The organism is Streptomyces sp. NPDC048290, assembly GCF_040652095.1.
In the GTDB taxonomy this organism is placed as follows: domain Bacteria; phylum Actinomycetota; class Actinomycetes; order Streptomycetales; family Streptomycetaceae; genus Streptomyces.
This window is the reverse complement of sequence record NZ_JBEZLM010000005.1, coordinates 1-15,985: the sequence shown is the minus strand read 5'-3', so window position 1 is coordinate 15,985 and position 15,985 is coordinate 1. Positions and strand designations below refer to the sequence as shown.

The 15,985-nt window shown below is 72.3% G+C and carries 14 protein-coding genes; 7 read left to right on the top strand and 7 right to left on the bottom strand.

Annotated features, from left to right (window positions below; all coding sequences use genetic code 11):
* Positions 1-69: 69 nt before the first annotated feature.
* On the bottom strand, positions 70-1,320 hold the full coding sequence (locus tag AB0D49_RS09510; protein WP_362753499.1) for a glycoside hydrolase family 18 protein: 1,251 nt from the start codon (positions 1,318-1,320) through the stop codon (positions 70-72).
* A 288-nt stretch (positions 1,321-1,608) separates the two neighbouring features.
* Complete coding sequence (locus AB0D49_RS09505) at positions 1,609-1,965, bottom strand: hypothetical protein (RefSeq protein WP_362753496.1); 357 nt, start codon at positions 1,963-1,965, stop codon at positions 1,609-1,611.
* 211 nt (positions 1,966-2,176) lie between these two features.
* Between AB0D49_RS09505 and AB0D49_RS09500 the strand changes: the two genes are divergently transcribed.
* Together AB0D49_RS09500 and AB0D49_RS09495 are read left to right on the top strand one after the other, a co-directional pair.
* The gene (locus tag AB0D49_RS09500; RefSeq protein WP_362753494.1) at positions 2,177-3,283 is read left to right on the top strand and encodes a hypothetical protein; all 1,107 of its coding nucleotides are present in this window, start codon (positions 2,177-2,179) and stop codon (positions 3,281-3,283) included.
* A 181-nt stretch (positions 3,284-3,464) separates the two neighbouring features.
* The gene (locus tag AB0D49_RS09495; protein ID WP_362753491.1) at positions 3,465-4,559 is read left to right on the top strand and encodes a phosphotransferase family protein; all 1,095 of its coding nucleotides are present in this window, start codon (positions 3,465-3,467) and stop codon (positions 4,557-4,559) included.
* Positions 4,560-4,575: 16 nt separating this feature from the next.
* On the opposite strand, the gene AB0D49_RS09490 is transcribed toward AB0D49_RS09495, so the two are convergent.
* Positions 4,576-5,031, bottom strand: coding sequence for a hypothetical protein (locus AB0D49_RS09490; protein ID WP_362753488.1), 456 nt, complete (start codon positions 5,029-5,031; stop codon positions 4,576-4,578).
* Between the two features lie 279 nt (positions 5,032-5,310).
* On the opposite strand from AB0D49_RS09490, the gene AB0D49_RS09485 reads away from it, so the two are divergent.
* The 4 genes from AB0D49_RS09485 to fxsA all read left to right on the top strand — a co-directional run bounded on the left by AB0D49_RS09485 (position 5,311) and on the right by fxsA (position 10,291).
* Positions 5,311-5,751, top strand: coding sequence for an Lrp/AsnC family transcriptional regulator (locus AB0D49_RS09485; RefSeq protein ID WP_355733233.1), 441 nt, complete (start codon positions 5,311-5,313; stop codon positions 5,749-5,751).
* A gap of 453 nt (positions 5,752-6,204) precedes the next feature.
* Positions 6,205-7,794, top strand: a complete 1,590-nt coding sequence (locus AB0D49_RS09480) for an amidohydrolase (protein WP_362753484.1) — start codon at positions 6,205-6,207, stop codon at positions 7,792-7,794.
* A 668-nt stretch (positions 7,795-8,462) separates the two neighbouring features.
* A complete protein-coding gene (locus AB0D49_RS09475; RefSeq protein ID WP_362753481.1) occupies positions 8,463-9,323 on the top strand; it encodes a polyprenol monophosphomannose synthase in 861 nt (286 codons plus the stop codon).
* A 401-nt stretch (positions 9,324-9,724) separates the two neighbouring features.
* Entirely contained in the window at positions 9,725-10,291 is a 567-nt protein-coding gene (fxsA, locus tag AB0D49_RS09470; RefSeq protein WP_362753478.1) for an FxsA family membrane protein, read from the top strand.
* 149 nt (positions 10,292-10,440) lie between these two features.
* Here the strand turns inward: fxsA and AB0D49_RS09465 are convergent, their stop codons facing one another.
* The 4 genes from AB0D49_RS09465 to AB0D49_RS09450 form a co-directional block, all read right to left on the bottom strand.
* The gene (locus tag AB0D49_RS09465; protein ID WP_010046329.1) at positions 10,441-10,815 is read right to left on the bottom strand and encodes an RNA polymerase-binding protein RbpA; all 375 of its coding nucleotides are present in this window, start codon (positions 10,813-10,815) and stop codon (positions 10,441-10,443) included.
* Between the two features lie 280 nt (positions 10,816-11,095).
* Positions 11,096-12,442 (bottom strand): MFS transporter, encoded by a 1,347-nt coding sequence (locus tag AB0D49_RS09460; RefSeq protein WP_362753475.1) that lies wholly within the window; start codon positions 12,440-12,442, stop codon positions 11,096-11,098.
* A 55-nt stretch (positions 12,443-12,497) separates the two neighbouring features.
* Entirely contained in the window at positions 12,498-13,265 is a 768-nt protein-coding gene (locus tag AB0D49_RS09455; RefSeq protein ID WP_362753472.1) for a glycerophosphodiester phosphodiesterase, read from the bottom strand.
* Positions 13,262-13,885 (bottom strand): hypothetical protein, encoded by a 624-nt coding sequence (locus AB0D49_RS09450; RefSeq protein ID WP_362754540.1) that lies wholly within the window; start codon positions 13,883-13,885, stop codon positions 13,262-13,264. The genes AB0D49_RS09455 and AB0D49_RS09450 overlap by 4 nt, the downstream gene beginning before the upstream one ends.
* 280 nt (positions 13,886-14,165) lie before the next feature.
* Here AB0D49_RS09450 and AB0D49_RS09445 point away from each other — a divergent pair, with 280 nt between their 5' ends.
* Entirely contained in the window at positions 14,166-15,665 is a 1,500-nt protein-coding gene (locus AB0D49_RS09445) for a PLP-dependent aminotransferase family protein (protein WP_362753469.1), read from the top strand.
* The last annotated feature ends 320 nt before the right edge of the window (positions 15,666-15,985 follow it).

Sequence of the window (15,985 nt, the reverse complement as noted above, 5' to 3'; positions counted from 1 at the left end):
AGCGGTGGTGCCCGTCAAGCGGTGGGTGGTTCCGGTCCAGCGGTGGTTGCGATCAGCGGATGGACTTGATCAGCGGATGGACTTGATCAGCTCACCGTTGGCCGTGTCGCCGCTCAGCTCCCAGAAGAAGGTGCCGCCCAGGTCCTGGCGGTCCTTGTACCGCATCTTGGTGCCGATGGTCCCCGGGGTGTCGTAGCTCCACCAGTTGTCCCCGCACTTGGCGTACGCGGTGCCGCCCACGGTGCCGGTCGCCGGGCAGGTGTTCTTGAGGACCTTGTAGTCCTCGAACCCGGCCTCATAGGTGCCGGTCGCCGGTCCGGTCGCCGTGCCGCCGGGCGCCGCCTGGGTGACCCCGGTCCAGCCACGGCCGTAGAAGCCGATGCCGAGCAGCAGCTTGGACGACGGGATGCCGAGGCTCTTGAGCTTGGCGATGGTCGCCGCGGAGTTGAAGTCGGCGTTCGGGATGCCCGGGTAGGCGGTCAGCGGCGAGTGCGGGGCCGTCGGACCGGCCGCGGCCCAGGCGCCGAAGAAGTCGTACGTCATCGGCAGGTACCAGTCGACGTACCGGGCCGCGCCCGCGTAGTTCGCGGCGTCGATCTTGCCGCCGGGGCTCGCGTCGGCCGTGATGGCGGCGGTGACCAGCTGGCGCTTGCCGAACTCGGCGCGCAGCGCCTTCATGAGCGCGGGGAAGGACTCCCGGCCACTGGTGTCGCAGGTCGCGCCGCAGGCGTTCGGGTACTCCCAGTCGATGTCGATGCCGTCGAAGACGTGCTTCCACTTCGAGTTCTCGACCACGTCGTAGCAGGACTCGGCGAACGCCGCCGGGTCCTGGGCGGCCTCGCCGAACCCGCCCGACCAGGACCAGCCGCCGAACGAGTAGAGCACCTTGATGTGCGGGTACTTCCTCTTCAGTTCGAGGAGCTGGTTGAAGGTGCCCTTCACCTCCTGGTCCGCGGTGTCCGCGACACCGTCCACCGACTCGGCGGCGGTGTAGGCCCGTTCGGTCGCCGCGTAGCTGTCGCCGATCGTGCACTTGCCGTCGACCACGTTGCCGAAGGCGTAGTTGATGTGGGTCAGCTTCTTCGCCGAGCCCGAGGTGTCGATGTTCTTGACCAGGTAGTTGCGGCCGTACGTGCCCCACTCGGTGTAGTAGCCGATCACCTTGTCGGAGCCGCGGTGGGCGGCCGACTGCGCGGCGGCGGCCTCGGGCTTCGCGGCGGCACTGGTCGCGCCGGCCAGCAGCCCGGCACCGAGCACGGTCGTACACACCGTTGCCACGAGCGCCCGGAATCTGGCGCGGGGTCGGTGGAGTGAACGCATCAAGAGTCTCCTGGGGAGGGAAAGAGCGCGGGCCGACGATGGGCATGAACGCGTAGATGCGGCGATGAACCCGCACCTTAGGAGGACTAGACCAGTCGGGTCAATGGTTCGGACCAATTCCGGCCATCGGTGGTCCGGACCGGACCATTCGGCCGCGTGATGCCCGCGTCCGACCAGGCGTACTCACCGCGCGCAGCCGCTGGTCAGGTGCCTGGCGGGTACGGTCGCACCGCCGGCTTCCCGGTGGGCGCCAGGCGCTCCCCACGGCGGTTCAGGTCCCGCGCGTGGTCACCGTCCGCCGCCCAGCGGGTCCCGATCCGCGCTGAACTGCCCCGGCCGCACCACCGGCGCCGCCAGCCGGACCCACTCCGGATCGTGCCGCCCCGGCAGCGTCCGCCCCTGATGCGCCCAGGCGAGCAGCAGCGCCTGATAGATGGGCGCGTCCTCGGGCAGCGGAGGCGGGAGCGGCATGGCGTACGGGTGGGGCGGGACCGGTACGGCGTCGGGAGTGCCGTAGCCGCTCTGCTGGACCGGTACGGCGTCAGAAGTGCCGTAGTGGCTCTGCTGAACCGATTCTTCGGATGGTGGTCCGGTGACCGGCCGATCGATGACCGGTCGCTGCGTGGGGGGCAGTGCGACGGGCACCGGTACGAAGATCTGCCCCGGCCGCCGTTCCGTCGTCCCGTGTCTGGGGGTCATACCCGGGCAACGCGCCCGTCCGGGGGCAGGTCACCGATGGCCGGATGCGATCGTCAGTTCGTCAACGCCTCCTTTACCGTCCGCCGCCGCCCGCCTCTGGCCACCGCACGACAACTGACGTACCGTCAGCGCCGACCCGTCCCCGGGGAGGGCAACCGTGGCCGACGACCGTCCCGTACCGCTCGACGAGTACCCCGTGCACCAGGTCCCGCTGTCGATGAAGCATGTGGCGACCGGAGACCGCAACGCCTACGACCGCTGCATCTTCCAGGTGTTCGACCACGACGGCGAGGCCCTGCTCATCCTCGGCCTCGGTGTCTACCCCAACCTCGGTGTCATCGACGCGTACGCCACGCTGCGCCTGGGCGACACCCTGTACGCCGTGCGCGCCAGCGACGCCCTGGGAGACGACCGGATGCGCCTCGCCGTCGGCCCGCTCACCCTCGACGTCGAACAGCCCCTGCACCGGCTGCGGCTGCGCTGTTCCGACGGGCTCCTCTCCTTCGACCTGATGTGGACCGCCGACTTCCCCCCGCTCTGGGAGCCGCACCACGTCCAGCGGCGCGGAGCCCGGCTCACCCTCGAAGGACGGCGGTTCGTCCAGGCGGGCCGGGCCACCGGGACGGTCCGGGCGGGCGACCGGGAGCTGGCCGTCACGCCGGGCGGCTGGACCGGGACGCGGGACCGCAGTTGGGGGGTGCGGCCGATGCCGGGGGAGGAGGGCGGGCGGCTGGCCGCCGAGCACCCCACCGAGGGCTTCCACTGGATCTGGTGCCCGGTCCGCTTCGACGACCGGTTCCTGATGGTGATCGTCCAGGAGGACGCCGACGGCCACCGCACGCTGGGCGACGCCACCCTGGTCCGGCCCGGCGTCCGCGACCGCCAACTCGGCTGGCCGTACCCCGAGATCACCTACCGCCCCGGCACCCGCCACCCCGAACGCGCCCGTGTGCTGCTCGGCGACCCGCGCGCACCGCTGGAGCTGGAGGCCGAGATCCTCACCTCCTCCCCGCTCGCGATCGGCGCCGGGTACCCGCCCGCCGACGACTGGCAGCACGGCACCTGGCAGGGTCCCGGCTGGACCGACCACCGCACCTACGACCTCGCCGATCCCACCGCCCACGCCCGCGCCGCGTACGGCGTCACCGACCACGCGGCGCGGTTCCGGCTGGACGGCCGCACGGGGCACGGGATCTTCGAGCACGGCAGCTTCGGCCGCCATGACCCCAGCGGGTTCATGGACTTCGGCTCGGTCGCGCCTTGAGGGGCGTGCCTGGGGTGGTGTTTTGGGGCGGTGCCTTAAGAGGCGTGCCTTGAGGGCGGTGCCTTGAGCCGTGGCTTGAGGGCCGTGCCCTAAGAAGCGTGTCCTGAGAGCCGTGCCTTGAGAGGCGTGTCCTGAGAGCCGCTCCCTGAGACCGCTCCGCTCCCTGAGAGAGGGGATCTTCATGGGTACCGCACCCCGCCCCCGTACCAGCACCCGCGACCTTGGTGAGATCGCACGGCGGCTCACCGGCTGGCTGGACGCCCGGCTGCCCGGCGCCCGCGCGGTCGACGTGTCCGCGCCCGCGGCCAACGGCATGTCCAGCGAGACCCTGCTGTTCACCGTCGACCACCCTGACCCGCCCGTGCGCGCCTGCGCGCTGCGGCTCGCCGCCGACCCGACGGCGTACACGGTCTTCCCGGTGTACGACATGGCCCGCCAGTACCGCACACTGCGGCTGGTCGCCCAGCACAGCGACGTACCCGTGCCGCGCCCGCTGTGGCTGGAGGAGGACCCCGAACCCCTCGGCGCGCCCTTCTTCGTGATGGAGCGCGTCACCGGCCAGGTCCCGCCCGACGTCATGCCGTACACCTACCCGGGCAACTGGCTGTACGCGGCGACCGACGGCCAGCGGGAGGAACTGGAGGCCGCGACCGTCGGAGTGCTGGCCCGGCTGCACGACCAGGTGCCGTACGAGGAGACGGGCTTCCTGGCGCTGCCCGGACCCGGGGACGCCCTGCGCCGCCATGTCGCCGCCCAACGCGCCTACTACACCTGGGTGGTGGCCGGACTCGCCCGCTCACCGCTGATCGAGGCCGCCTTCGACCGACTGGCCGACCTGTGGCCCGAGGACCCCGGCCCACCCGTGCTCAGCTGGGGCGACGCCCGCATCGGCAACATCGTGTACGACGGGTTCCGCCCCGCCGCCGTACTGGACTGGGAGATGGCGGCACCCGCCCCGCGCGAGGTCGACCTCGGCTGGACCATCTACCTGCACCGCTTCTTCCAGGACCTGACGACCGCGTCCGGACAGCCCGGCCTCCCGGACCTCCTGCGCCGCGACCGGGTGGAGCGCCGCTACGCCCGACTCACCGGCCACACCCCGCGCGCCATGGACTTCTACCTCCTGTACGCCTGTCTGCGGCACGCGATCGTGATGCTGCGCGTGGCCTACCGGCAGGCGTACTTCGGGGAGGTGGCCGTTCCCGCGGACCCCGACACGCTGATCCTGCACCACGGCACCCTGCGGGCCATGGTGGAGGGCGGCTACGGGGGCTGAACGGCCGCGCGGGGCCTCAGGCGGCGTGGCGGCGCATCACGGGGACGCGCATCGGGCGCGAGCCCGGACCGCCCACGTGGGAGAAGGGCTGGGTCCGCCAGTCCAGACCCTGAGGGAGCGTCAGCAGCAGCGCGGTGCCCTGCTCCTGGGGCTCGGTGGAGCCGTCGGTCTGGTCGGTCTCATCGGTGGAGCGGGCGTCGGCGGCGCGGCGGCCGGTCCCGGCGCAGACCGTGAGACCGAACGGGTTCCACGGCGAGACACACAGCGCGTGCTCCGGGAGGAACTCCTCGTCCGCCAGCAGGGCGATGGGCTGCGCGCAGTCCGGGCAGATCACCCGGTACATCTCGAAGGTGTCGTACGTGTCGAGGTCGTCGGCGTCGAGAGCGTCGGTATCGACGCCCTCCGGCGCGAGTTCCAGGACCGGCTGAGGTCGCTTGGATGCGGTGCGACCAGGGCGCTTAAGACTCTGCATTGGGTTCTCCCCCTCGGGCTGGGCCGTGAAGGCGCTGCGGCCTCGACCACAGCAAGCACTTCCCGTCCGCTCTTCGGGGTAATCACGAGAGCATCACGAAGCGTCCTCAAGCCTTGTGGCGTTCGTCACATGCCGCCCGCAGATGCCCGATGCCGTGAAAACGACGGCCGGACGACCCCCGGGTGGCCCGGGAGCCACGCCCGCGCACATCACGAACGGGGTATGACCTGTGCCTCTGAGCTATCCGTGGAGATCACGGGCACTGTAGGTTCTTGCGCCATGGAGGAGCTGGACCGTCATATCGTGCAGCTGCTCGTCAAGGACGGGCGGATGAGCTACACAGACCTGGGCAAGGCCACGGGCCTTTCCACGTCGGCCGTGCACCAGCGGGTGCGCCGGCTCGAACAGCGTGGCGTCATCCGCGGCTACGCCGCCGTGGTCGACCCCGAGGCCGTCGGACTGCCCATGACGGCGTTCATCTCGGTGAAACCGTTCGACCCCAGCGCCCCCGACGACATCGCCGACCGGCTCGCCGGGGTCCCCGAGATCGAGGCCTGCCACAGCGTGGCGGGGGACGAGAACTACATCCTCAAGGTACGGGTGGCCACCCCGCACGAACTGGAGGAACTCCTCGCGCGGCTGCGCTCGCTGGCGGGGGTGTCGACGCGTACGACGGTGGTTCTGTCGACGCCGTATGAGGCTCGGCCGCCGAAGATCTGACCTGGGGGCGCCGCCATCTGGGGCGCGGGGCGTCACTGGACGCTTTGGGCCGGGGGCGGTCATCGGGCCCTCTGAGCCGTTGGTGGTCGCGTGGTCTCTCCCTGGACTTGCGGGCGGGGTCGGTGGTGCGGTGGCCCACGGGTCGAGTCGTCTGGCTCCCCGGGCTTGCGGGCGGGGTCGTCTGGCTGCCTGGACTTGCATGCGGGGTCGTCTGGCCCCCGGCTTGCGGGCAGGGTGGTGGTCCGGTGGCCCACGGGTCGAGTCGTCTGGCTCCCTGGACTTGCGGGCAGGGTCGGTGGTCCGCCGGCCCACGGGCCGAGCCGTCTGGCTCCCCGACTCGCCGACCGAGTCGTCTGCCCCCGACCCGCCCGCACACCCACCTGGCCCCTGACCCGCGCGTCGTCCCGGGCCCCAGCGGCGTCGCCCGTCCCGTGGCACGAGAAACTGTCCGGCATGAGTGCACGCACGGTCCTACTCCGCCGCGGCGAGGTCCACAGCCCCGCCGACCCCTTCGCCACCGCGATGGTCGTCGAGCACGGCGCCATCGCCTGGGTCGGCTCCGAAGGCGCCGCCGACGCCTTCGCGGACGGCGTGGACGAGGTGATCGACCTCGACGGCGCCCTGGTCACCCCGGCGTTCACCGACGCCCATGTCCACACCACGGCCACCGGTCTCGCCCTCACCGGCCTCGACCTGACCGGCGCGCCCACACTGGACGCGGCCCTGGCGCTCGTCCGCGAGTTCGCCGCCGCGCGACCCGGCGACCGAGTGCTGCTCGGGCACGGATGGGACGCCGCGCGCTGGCCGGACGGGCGTCCGCCGACCCGGGCCGAACTGGACGCGGCGACCGGCGGGCGCCCGCTGTACCTCAGCCGGATCGACGTGCACTCGGCGGTGGTCACCACCGCGCTGCTGGACCTGGTCGCCGGGGACGTACCGCGCGAGGACGCCCCGCTGACCGCCGACCACCACCACACCGTGCGCGCCGCCGCGCTCGCCGCCGTGACCCCGGCGCAGCGCACCGAGGCGCAGCGCGCCGCGCTGGCGCATGCTGCCTCCCTAGGCGTCGGCTCGCTGCACGAGTGCGGCGGGCCGGACATCTCCGGCGAGGACGACTTCACGGGGCTGCTCCGGCTGGCCGCCGAGGAGCCCGGTCCGCGCGTGGTCGGCTACTGGGCCGAGCAGGATGTCGACAAGGCCCGCGCGCTGGGCGCGCACGGCGCCGCCGGGGACCTCTTCGTGGACGGCGCCCTCGGGTCGCACACCGCCTGTCTGCACGCCCCCTACGCCGACGCCCCGCACACCGGGATCGCCTACCTGGACGCCGGGGCGGTGGCCGCACATGTCGCCGCCTGCACCGAGGCCGGACTCCAGGCGGGCTTCCACGCGATCGGCGACGCCGCCGTCAGCGCCGTGGTCGAGGGCGTTCGCGCCGCCGCCGAGAAGGTCGGACTCGCCCGGGTGCGGGCCGCCCGGCACCGCGTCGAACACGCCGAACTGCTCACCGCGGACACCATCGCCGCCTTCGCCGACCTGGGCCTGACCGCCTCCGTGCAGCCCGCCTTCGACGCCTTGTGGGGCGGCGAGGACGGCATGTACGCCCGCCGCCTCGGCGCCGGACGCGCCCGCGCCCTCAACCCCTTCGCCGCCCTGCTGCGCGCCGGTGTCCCGCTCGCCCTCGGCTCCGACAGCCCGGTGACCCCCGTCGACCCCTGGGGCACGGTCCGCGCCGCCGCCTTCCACCGCACGCCGGAGCACCGCATCTCCGTACGCGCCGCCTTCACGGCGCACACCCGGGGCGGCTGGCGGGCGATCGGCCGCGACGACGCCGGGACGCTGGTGCCGGGCGCGCCCGCCGACTACGCCGTCTGGCGCACCGGCGACCTGATCGTGCAGGCCCCCGACGACCGGGTCGCCCGCTGGTCCACCGACCCCCGCTCCGGCACCCCCGGGCTGCCCGATCTGACCCCCGGCACCGAACTGCCGGTCTGTCTGCGCACCGTGATCGGCGGACGGACGGTGTTCGTACGGCCGGGCGAGTGATCTCCCGGGGCGGCGCGGCGGCGCTCCCCGCCCGCCGTCCCGTCGCGCGACCTGCGTGTCCCTTGGGCCCGGCGCCGGAATCGGTACGGACCCGCAGGTCGCGACCGGTGTTGACATCCGGCTCCCCGGGGCCGGTAGGTTCGGCCGAGTCCACCACCGGACGCCCGACCGGGGAACGTCCGCGCACTCGTCGCCGCGCCACTGGGTCAGGGACGGTGCACCGGCCGGGGCACCGACCACGGGAGCCAGGCTCAGTGCGGCGCCACGGCGAGGGAACGTTCCGGCCGGTCGGCAGGTGTGACCCGGATGGGGCCCTGGGCGCTCAGTAGACAACGGCTTTCGGTCGATCCGCAGCCAGCGGGTCCCAGGTCGGCCCGAAGGGCGCCGGGCCCCCATCCGCAGCTTGCGCGGTGATCCGGAGTAGGGCGCCGCACATGTGCGGGCTCGGCGGTCGGTGCTCTCGTGGCCGGTGCGTATGTCCGGTTCCTCGGGTCCGGCGCACAGGTGCGGTCCCCGTGTCCGGTACGGGTCCGGGGCGCCTCCGGTGCGTCTGCGGTGCTTGTGTCCGGGTCTTGTCGATTCGCGCCGGGCATACCAACGTGCTGTCACGTCATCGCAGGCCGGGCCCACTATGGTGGACGCCTGCGGACGGACTCGAAGGGGCAGCAGTGAACGACGGTGACGGGGTACCGGTCACACCGGTCAGGAGCGGGCGTTTCGGTCCGCTCGGCACGGCCCTGGTGATCATCCCGACCTTCAACGAGGCGGAGAACGTCAAGTCCATCGTCCGCCGGGTGCGCGAGGCGGTCCCCGAGGCGCACGTCCTGGTGGCCGACGACAACAGTCCCGACGGCACGGGCAAGCTCGCCGACGAACTGGCCGTCGACGACGACCGGGTCCACGTACTGCACCGCAAAGGCAAGGAAGGGCTCGGCGCCGCCTATCTCGCCGGGTTCCGCTGGGGTCTGGAGCGGGACTTCGGCGTCCTGATCGAGATGGACGCGGACGGCTCCCACCAGCCCGAGGAACTGCCCCGTCTGCTCACCGCCCTCAAGGGCGCCGACCTGGTGCTCGGCTCGCGCTGGGTGCCCGGCGGGCGGGTGGTGAACTGGCCGCGCACCCGTGAGCTGATCTCGCGCGGCGGCAGCCTCTACTCCCGGGTCCTGCTGGACGTCCCGATCCGCGATGTCACCGGCGGCTACCGCGCCTTCCGCCGGGAGACGCTGGAGGGGCTCGGCCTCGCCGACGTGGCCTCGCAGGGCTACTGCTTCCAGGTCGACCTGGCCCGCCGCGCCGTCAAGGCCGGCTACCACGTGGTCGAGGTCCCCATCACCTTCGTGGAACGCGAGCTGGGCGATTCCAAGATGAGCCGGGACATTCTGGTCGAGGCGCTGTGGCGGGTCACCACGTGGGGGGTGGGGGAGCGGGCCGGGAAGATCATCGGACGCCAGGACCGGCCGTCATCACCGCCTCCGCCATCGCAGGGACCCGAGGGACCCGAGGGGTCTGAGGGGCCCGAGAAGTCCTGAGACCGTCGCCGGGTCCCGTGGTGCCGGTCGACGGGTTCTGATCGTCTGGTGCCTTCCACTTGCCGGTCCTGATCATCCGATCCCGAGCTGACCGGTCCTGATCGTCCGATCTTGGGTTGACGGGTTCTGGTCGTCTGACCCGTGGTGTCCGTTCCTGGCCGTACGGTGTTGCGCTGACCGTTCCTGGTCGCCTGGTCCGTGGTGTCCGTTCCTGGTCGTGTGGTGCTGGGCTGACCGGTGCTGGTCATCTGGTCTGTGGCGTCCGCTCCTGTTCATGCGGTGCTGAGCCGACCGTTCCTGATCATCCGATCCGTGTCCCCCGCTTCTGGTCGTCCCCGCGCACAGGCTCCGCTGACATCGGGCTTATCCCGCACTGAGCCGGGCCCAGGCACACTGGAGTCATGACGACTGGCGCACCGACCCCTCCGACCCCCGCCCGGCCGCGGCGCTCCCGGCTGCGCACCTTCCTGCCGCTGGGCATCGCCGCCTGGGTGGTGCTGGAGATCTGGCTGCTGACCGTGGTCGCGAGCAGCGCGGGCGGGTTCACCGTCTTCCTCGTCCTGCTGGCCGGGATCGTGGCCGGCGCGGTGGTCATCCGGCTGGCCGGCCGACGCGCCTTCCAGACGCTCAACGAGGCGATGCAGCGTGGCACCGCGCCCACCGGCGGCGGGGGCAACGGGCTGCTGATGCTCGGCGGTCTGCTGCTGATGATCCCCGGTCTGATCTCGGACGCGTTCGGGCTGCTGCTGCTGATCCCGGCGGTGCAGAAGGTTGTCAGCCGGTACGCGGAGCGCACCTTCGAGCGGCGGCTGCGCAAGGCCGCTCCCGGCAGTCTCGGCGACGCCTTCCAGCAGACCCGCATTCACCGCCCCGACGGCAAGGTCGTGCAGGGTGAGGTCATCCGGGACGACCCCGCGGACACCTCCACGGACAGCACCGGGCATCCGCGCCCGCCGCTGAACCGCTGACCGGCACTCGCGCCGGGGCCCGCCTCATTGCGCCGCTCATTGAGCAGGCCCCACGCGCGCGGGCGCATACGGACACGACCGCGGGCGCCGTACGGATGGTGCGTACGGCGCCCGCGGTCGTGTGTGTAATCCGGTCGTCCGGCCTCCCGCTAGGCGGACTTCCTGCTGTCCCGGGGGTGGATCGCGATATTCATCGCCCCCGAGCGCAGCACGGCCAGCCGCTCCTCAAGGACCTCTTCGAGTTCCTCGCGGGTACGCCGCTCCATCAGCATGTCCCAGTGTGTACGCGCGGGCTTGGCCTTCTTCTCCTCCGGGCCGTCGCCGTCCACCAGGAGTGCCTGCGCACCGCAGACCTTGCACTCCCACTCCGGCGGGATCTCCGCCTCGACCGAGAAGGGCATCTCGAATCGATGCCCCTTCTCGCATGCGTACTCCACGGCCTGGCGCGGGGCCAGGTCGATACCGCGGTCCGTCTCGTAGCTGGTCACCACGAGGCGCGTGCCGCGAAGAGCTCGCTCACTCATGAATCGTGCCTCCCGGGCTTGTCGCCCACAGGACAGGGTGTCGCTGTCGTCGTCATCCGGTCAACGTCCGGTCGGCGGTAAAGATTCCCGTTCCGTGTCACGTTCCGGGTTCCTGCGTCGCCGTCGTAGCCGCAGCCTTGCTGACCAATGTCGTACCCACCGGCGCCCGGTTTGTCACATGTGCTAGGAGATGTCACCCAGCGTTTTGTCATCTTTGACGCGCAGTAACGGTACGCCTGGCAGGCCAAACGCGTACACTACAGCCCTTTCGCCCCGAGTGCTAAATCCGTTCGGGGACGGGATTGCCCGCGTCCGCGATCGCCCGCCGCACCGGCACCCGCGCCAGCAGCGCGAAGCCCAGGACGAAGAACGCCACCAGGGAGATGATGGCGTCCCGGTAGCTGCCGGTCAGCTGGTAGGTCAGACCGAACAGCAGAGGCCCCAGCCAGCTCATTCCCCGGTCGCTCAGCTCGTACGCGGAGAAGTACTCGGCTTCCTTGCCCGGCGGCACCAGATGCGAGAACAGGGAGCGGGACAGGGCCTGGCTGCCGCCGAGGACCAGTCCGATGGCCGCGGCGAGCGCGAAGAACCACACCGGCTCCTCGGCCGGGAGGAAGTAACCCGCCGCGAGGGTCACCGTCCAGGCGATCAGCGAGCCGAGGATGGTGCGCTTGGCGCCGTAACGGTCGGCGAGCCGCCCCAGCGCCAGGGCGCCCGCCACCGCCAGCACCTGCACCAGGAGCACCGCCACGATCAGCGTGGACTGCGCGAGGCCCAGTTCCTCGGAGCCGTAGACCGACGCCTGGGTGATCACCGTCTGGATGCCGTCGTTGTAGACGAGATAGGCGAGCAGGAAGGCCAGGGTGAGGGGATGGCGGCGCATGTGCCGGACCGTCGCCGCCAGCTGCCGCAGGCCGCTCCGCGCGGGAGCCTCCCCGGCCGGGAGCCGCCGGTCGCGCAGCCGTCGCAGCGGCACCAGCGCGAAGGCGCCCCACCACAGCCCCGCCGAGGCCAGACAGATCCGTACCGCGGTGGACTCGGTGAGGCCGAAGTCGTCATGGCGCAGATAGAGCACCAGATTGAGGACCAGGACCAGCGCCCCGGAGGCGTAGCCGAGGGCCCAGCCACGCGAGGAGACGGCGTCGCGCTCCTCGGGACGGGCGATCTGCGGCAGATAGGAGTTGTAGAGCATCATCGCGACGGACTGCGCGGCGTTGGCGGTGATCAGCAGCAGCCCGCCGAGCAGATAGCGGTCGCCGTCGAGGAAGAACATCGCCGCCGTGGCGCCGGCCCCCACATACGCGGCGATCCCCAGAAGCCGCTTCTTGTGCCCCGTACGGTCGGCGAGGGAGCCGACCAGCGGCATCAGCAGCACCGCCACGATCACCGACAGGGACACCGAGTAGGCGAAGAACGAGCCCGCGCGGACCGGGATTCCCAGCGGGTGCACGAACCCGTCCGCGTCCGCGGCCTCCTCCGCCACCGACGTCAGGTACGGCCCCAGGAACACGGTGAGCACACTGGTCGAGTAGACCGAGCACGCCCAGTCGTACATGTACCAGCCGCGCTGTTCGCGCTGTCGCTCGGCCTCGTCGGCCGGCTGGTCGCGCGCGGTCTCGATCCCCACCCGTGGCCTCGCCTCTCCCGTGCTCCGCGGTGACCGCCGTGCCCGGCGGGGGCCGTCAGGCCCAGACGCCCCGGTCCTCCAGGACCGCGCGCAGCGTGTCGATGTGATCGGTCATGATGCCATCGACGCCCAGGTCCAGGAGGCGGTGCATACGATCCGGGTCGTTGATCGTCCACACATGTACCTGAAGCCTGCGCGCGTGGGCGGTCCGCACGAAGCGCCGGTCGACCACCGGGATGCCCGACTGCGACTCCGGGACCTGCGCGGCGACGGCCGAGGAGCGCGGCGCCAGGGGCACGCCCCAGGAGCGCAGCCGCAGCCCGAGCACGCCCCGGGTGCCGTACGAGGTGGCCAGGCGCGGGCCCGCGAGCCGCTGGGCGCGGACCACCCGGGCCTCGGAGAAGGAGCCGACGCACACCCGGTCCCAGCAGTCGGCCCGCTCCAGCAGTTCCAGCAGCGGGCGCAGGGCGGGCTCCGCCTTCACGTCCACGTTCCAGCGGACCCCGGGGAACGTCTCCAGCAGTTCCTCGAACAGCGGGACGGGCTCCTTGCCGCCGACCCGCGCCTGCCGTACGTCGTCCCAGGGCAGGTCCGCGATCCGGCCCGCGCCGTCGGTGACCCGGTCCAGGGTGGCGTCGTGGAAGGCGACCAGACGGCCGTCCCGGGTGAGATGGACGTCGGTCTCGATGTACCGGTAGCCGCGCTCCACCGCGCGCCGGAACTGCGCCACGGTGTTCTCCAGCCCGTCCGCCGCGCCGCCCCGGTGGGCGAACGGGATCGGGCCGGGGTGGTCGAGATACGGATGACGGGTCGTGGTGCTCACCGTCGCAGTATCGCCCGCCCTGGTGACCCCTCGGCAACGACCGCGCTGCCCGTCGGTGCCGCGGGGACGGCGAACATCCGCAGGAAAAGCTGGGCGAGCGGGCCGATCGACACCGCGTAGAGCAGGGTGCCGACGCCGATGGTGCCGCCGAGCACGAAGCCGGTGGCGACCACCGCGACCTCCACCGCGGTCCGCATGAGCCGGATCGAGCGCCCGGTGCGGTGGTGCAGCCCGGTCATCAGCCCGTCGCGCGGACCCGCGCCGAACCGGGCGGCGATGTAGAGGCCGGTCGCGGCCCCGTTCAGCACGATCCCGGCCAGCATCAGGGGTATCCGCGCGCCGAGCGCGTGGACGGCGGGGAGCAGGGCCAGGGTGGCGTCCAGGGCGAGGCCGACGACCACGACATTGGAGACGGTTCCGAGGCCGGGGCGCTGGCGCAGCGGAATCCACAGCAGCAGGACCAGTGCCCCGACGGCGATCGAGACGACGCCGATGGACGCGCCGGTCAGCTCGGCGAGGCCCTGGTGCAGCACGTTCCAGGGTTCGAGGCCGAGACCGGCCTCCACGAGGAGCGCGGAGCTGGCGCCGTAGAGGGCGAGGCCCGCGTAGAGCTGGAGCAGGCGACGGGCGGGGTCGCGGAGGGGGCGGTGGCGGGCACTAGGGGGGCGGGGCTCTGGAGGGGGCCCGGCTGATGGTCCGTGTCGTGGTCCGGTCGGCTCGGACTCAGGTCCCGACAGAGACCGGGCCGGCGGTCCGGTCGGAGACCCGGTTGGCGGCCCGGACGGCGGTATGGACAACGGATTCCCCCCTGGTGTGGTGGTTGTGGACTGCCTCATGACACTGTGTGGCTTGGAGAGAAACGTCAACCATGGCCAATTCGAGGAAGGTGGACTGGTCGACATGCCGCAGTGGACCTCCGCGGTGGGGCCGGCGCAGCTGGCCCGGCTGCTCCATTCCCAGCAGGACCGCCCCGCGGGCCCCGGCAGCCGCCGCCCGCCCGCCTATCGGGCGCTCGCCGACGGCGTCCGGCTGCTGGTGCTGGAGGGCCGGGTCCCGGTGGCCGCCCGGCTGCCCGCCGAGCGGGAACTGGCGCTCGCCCTGTCGGTGAGCCGTACGACGGTCGCGGCGGCCTATGAGGCGCTGCGTACCGAGGGGTTCCTGGAGTCCCGCCGGGGCGCGGGCAGCTGGACCTCCGTACCGGCGGGCAATCCGTTGCCCGCGCGGGGCCTGGAACCCCTCCCGCCGGAGGCCCTGGGCTCGATGATCGATCTGGGGTGCGCGGCGCTGCCCGCCCCGGAGCCATGGCTCACCCGGGCCGTCCAGGGGGCCCTGGAGGACCTTCCGCCGTACGCGCACACCCACGGCGACTATCCGGCCGGGCTGCCCGCGCTGCGGGCGATGATCGCCGAGCGGTACTCCGCGCGGGGCATCCCGACCATGCCCGAGCAGATCATGGTGACCACCGGCGCGATGGGCGCCATCGACGCCATCTGCCATCTCTTCGCCGGGCGCGGGGAGCGGATCGCGGTCGAGTCGCCGTCGTACGCCAACATCCTCCAGCTGATGCGGGAGGGGGGCGCGCGGCTGGTTCCCGTCGCGATGGCCGAGGGGCTCTCCGGGTGGGACATGGACCGCTGGCGCCAGGTGCTGCGCGAGGCGGCGCCCCGGCTGGCCTATGTGGTGGCCGACTTCCACAATCCGACCGGGGCGCTGGCCGGTGACGACCAGCGGCGGCGGCTGGTGGAGGCCGCGCGGTCGGCGGGGACGGTCCTGGTGGCCGACGAGACGATGAGCGAGCTGTGGCTCGACGACGACGTGGTCATGCCGCGTCCGGTGTGCGGCTTCGACCCGGCGGGCTCGACCGTGATCACGGTGGGCTCGGCCAGCAAGGCGTTCTGGGCGGGCATGCGGATCGGATGGGTGCGGGCAGCGCCGGACATCATCCGCAGCCTGGTCGCCGCTCGGGCCTACGCGGATCTAGGGACCCCCGTGGTGGAGCAGCTCGCGGTGAACTGGCTGTTCAACACGGGTGGCTGGGAACAGGCCGTCGCCCTGCGCCGCGCCCAGGCCCGGGAGAACCGGGACGCGCTGGTCGCGGCGGTACGGCGGGAACTGCCCGGCTGGCACTTCGAGGTCCCCCAGGGCGGTCTCACGCTCTGGGTCCGCGCGGGGGGCCTGTCCGGGTCGCGGCTCGCGGAGGTGGGCGAGCGGGTCGGCGTCCGTGTCCCGTCCGGCCCGCGCTTCGGGGTCGACGGCGCGTTCGAAGGGTTCGTACGGCTGCCGTTCACGGTGAGCGGCGCGGTGGCGGACGAGGCGGCGACGCGGCTGGCGGCGGCGGCGCGGCTGGTGGAGAGCGGGGGAGTGGGGACCGGGGAGTCGCCCCGGACGTTCGTGGCGTAGCCGGGGGTGGGGGTGTGTGGTGTGCGGGGTGCGCGGGGCGGGGGCCGCGCGGGCGGGCGTTTCGGGGGCGGGTCCTGAGCGGGCGAGCCTTTGGGGGGCGTTCCGAGGGAGGGTCCTCAGGAGCCTCGTAGCGGCTTGTGGCGAAGGCGCCTCCTGGGGCGCGCGTCCGCTGGGGCGGCTCCTGGACGGGCGTCCGGCGGAGGCGGCTCCTAGTTGTATTGCCCTGGGAGGTTGTGGACGGGTGACGCAGGTCTCGGCTGAGGGATCTTGAACAGGTGAGGGCCTTCCGGGTTCGGTGTGGATTGCGACGTCTACACCAA

Bases quoted from the DNA above. Each gene is read 5' to 3' on its own strand.
- AB0D49_RS09490 (WP_362753488.1), bottom strand. From the start codon at position 5,031: ATGCAGAGTCTTAAGCGCCCTGGTCGCACCGCATCCAAGCGACCTCAG.
- AB0D49_RS09510 (WP_362753499.1), bottom strand. From the start codon at position 1,320: ATGCGTTCACTCCACCGACCCCGCGCCAGATTCCGGGCGCTCGTGGCA.
- fxsA (WP_362753478.1), top strand. From the start codon at position 9,725: ATGACGACTGGCGCACCGACCCCTCCGACCCCCGCCCGGCCGCGGCGC.
- AB0D49_RS09480 (WP_362753484.1), top strand. From the start codon at position 6,205: ATGAGTGCACGCACGGTCCTACTCCGCCGCGGCGAGGTCCACAGCCCC.
- AB0D49_RS09445 (WP_362753469.1), top strand. From the start codon at position 14,166: ATGCCGCAGTGGACCTCCGCGGTGGGGCCGGCGCAGCTGGCCCGGCTG.
- AB0D49_RS09495 (WP_362753491.1), top strand. From the start codon at position 3,465: ATGGGTACCGCACCCCGCCCCCGTACCAGCACCCGCGACCTTGGTGAG.
- AB0D49_RS09485 (WP_355733233.1), top strand. From the start codon at position 5,311: ATGGAGGAGCTGGACCGTCATATCGTGCAGCTGCTCGTCAAGGACGGG.
- AB0D49_RS09465 (WP_010046329.1), bottom strand. From the start codon at position 10,815: ATGAGTGAGCGAGCTCTTCGCGGCACGCGCCTCGTGGTGACCAGCTAC.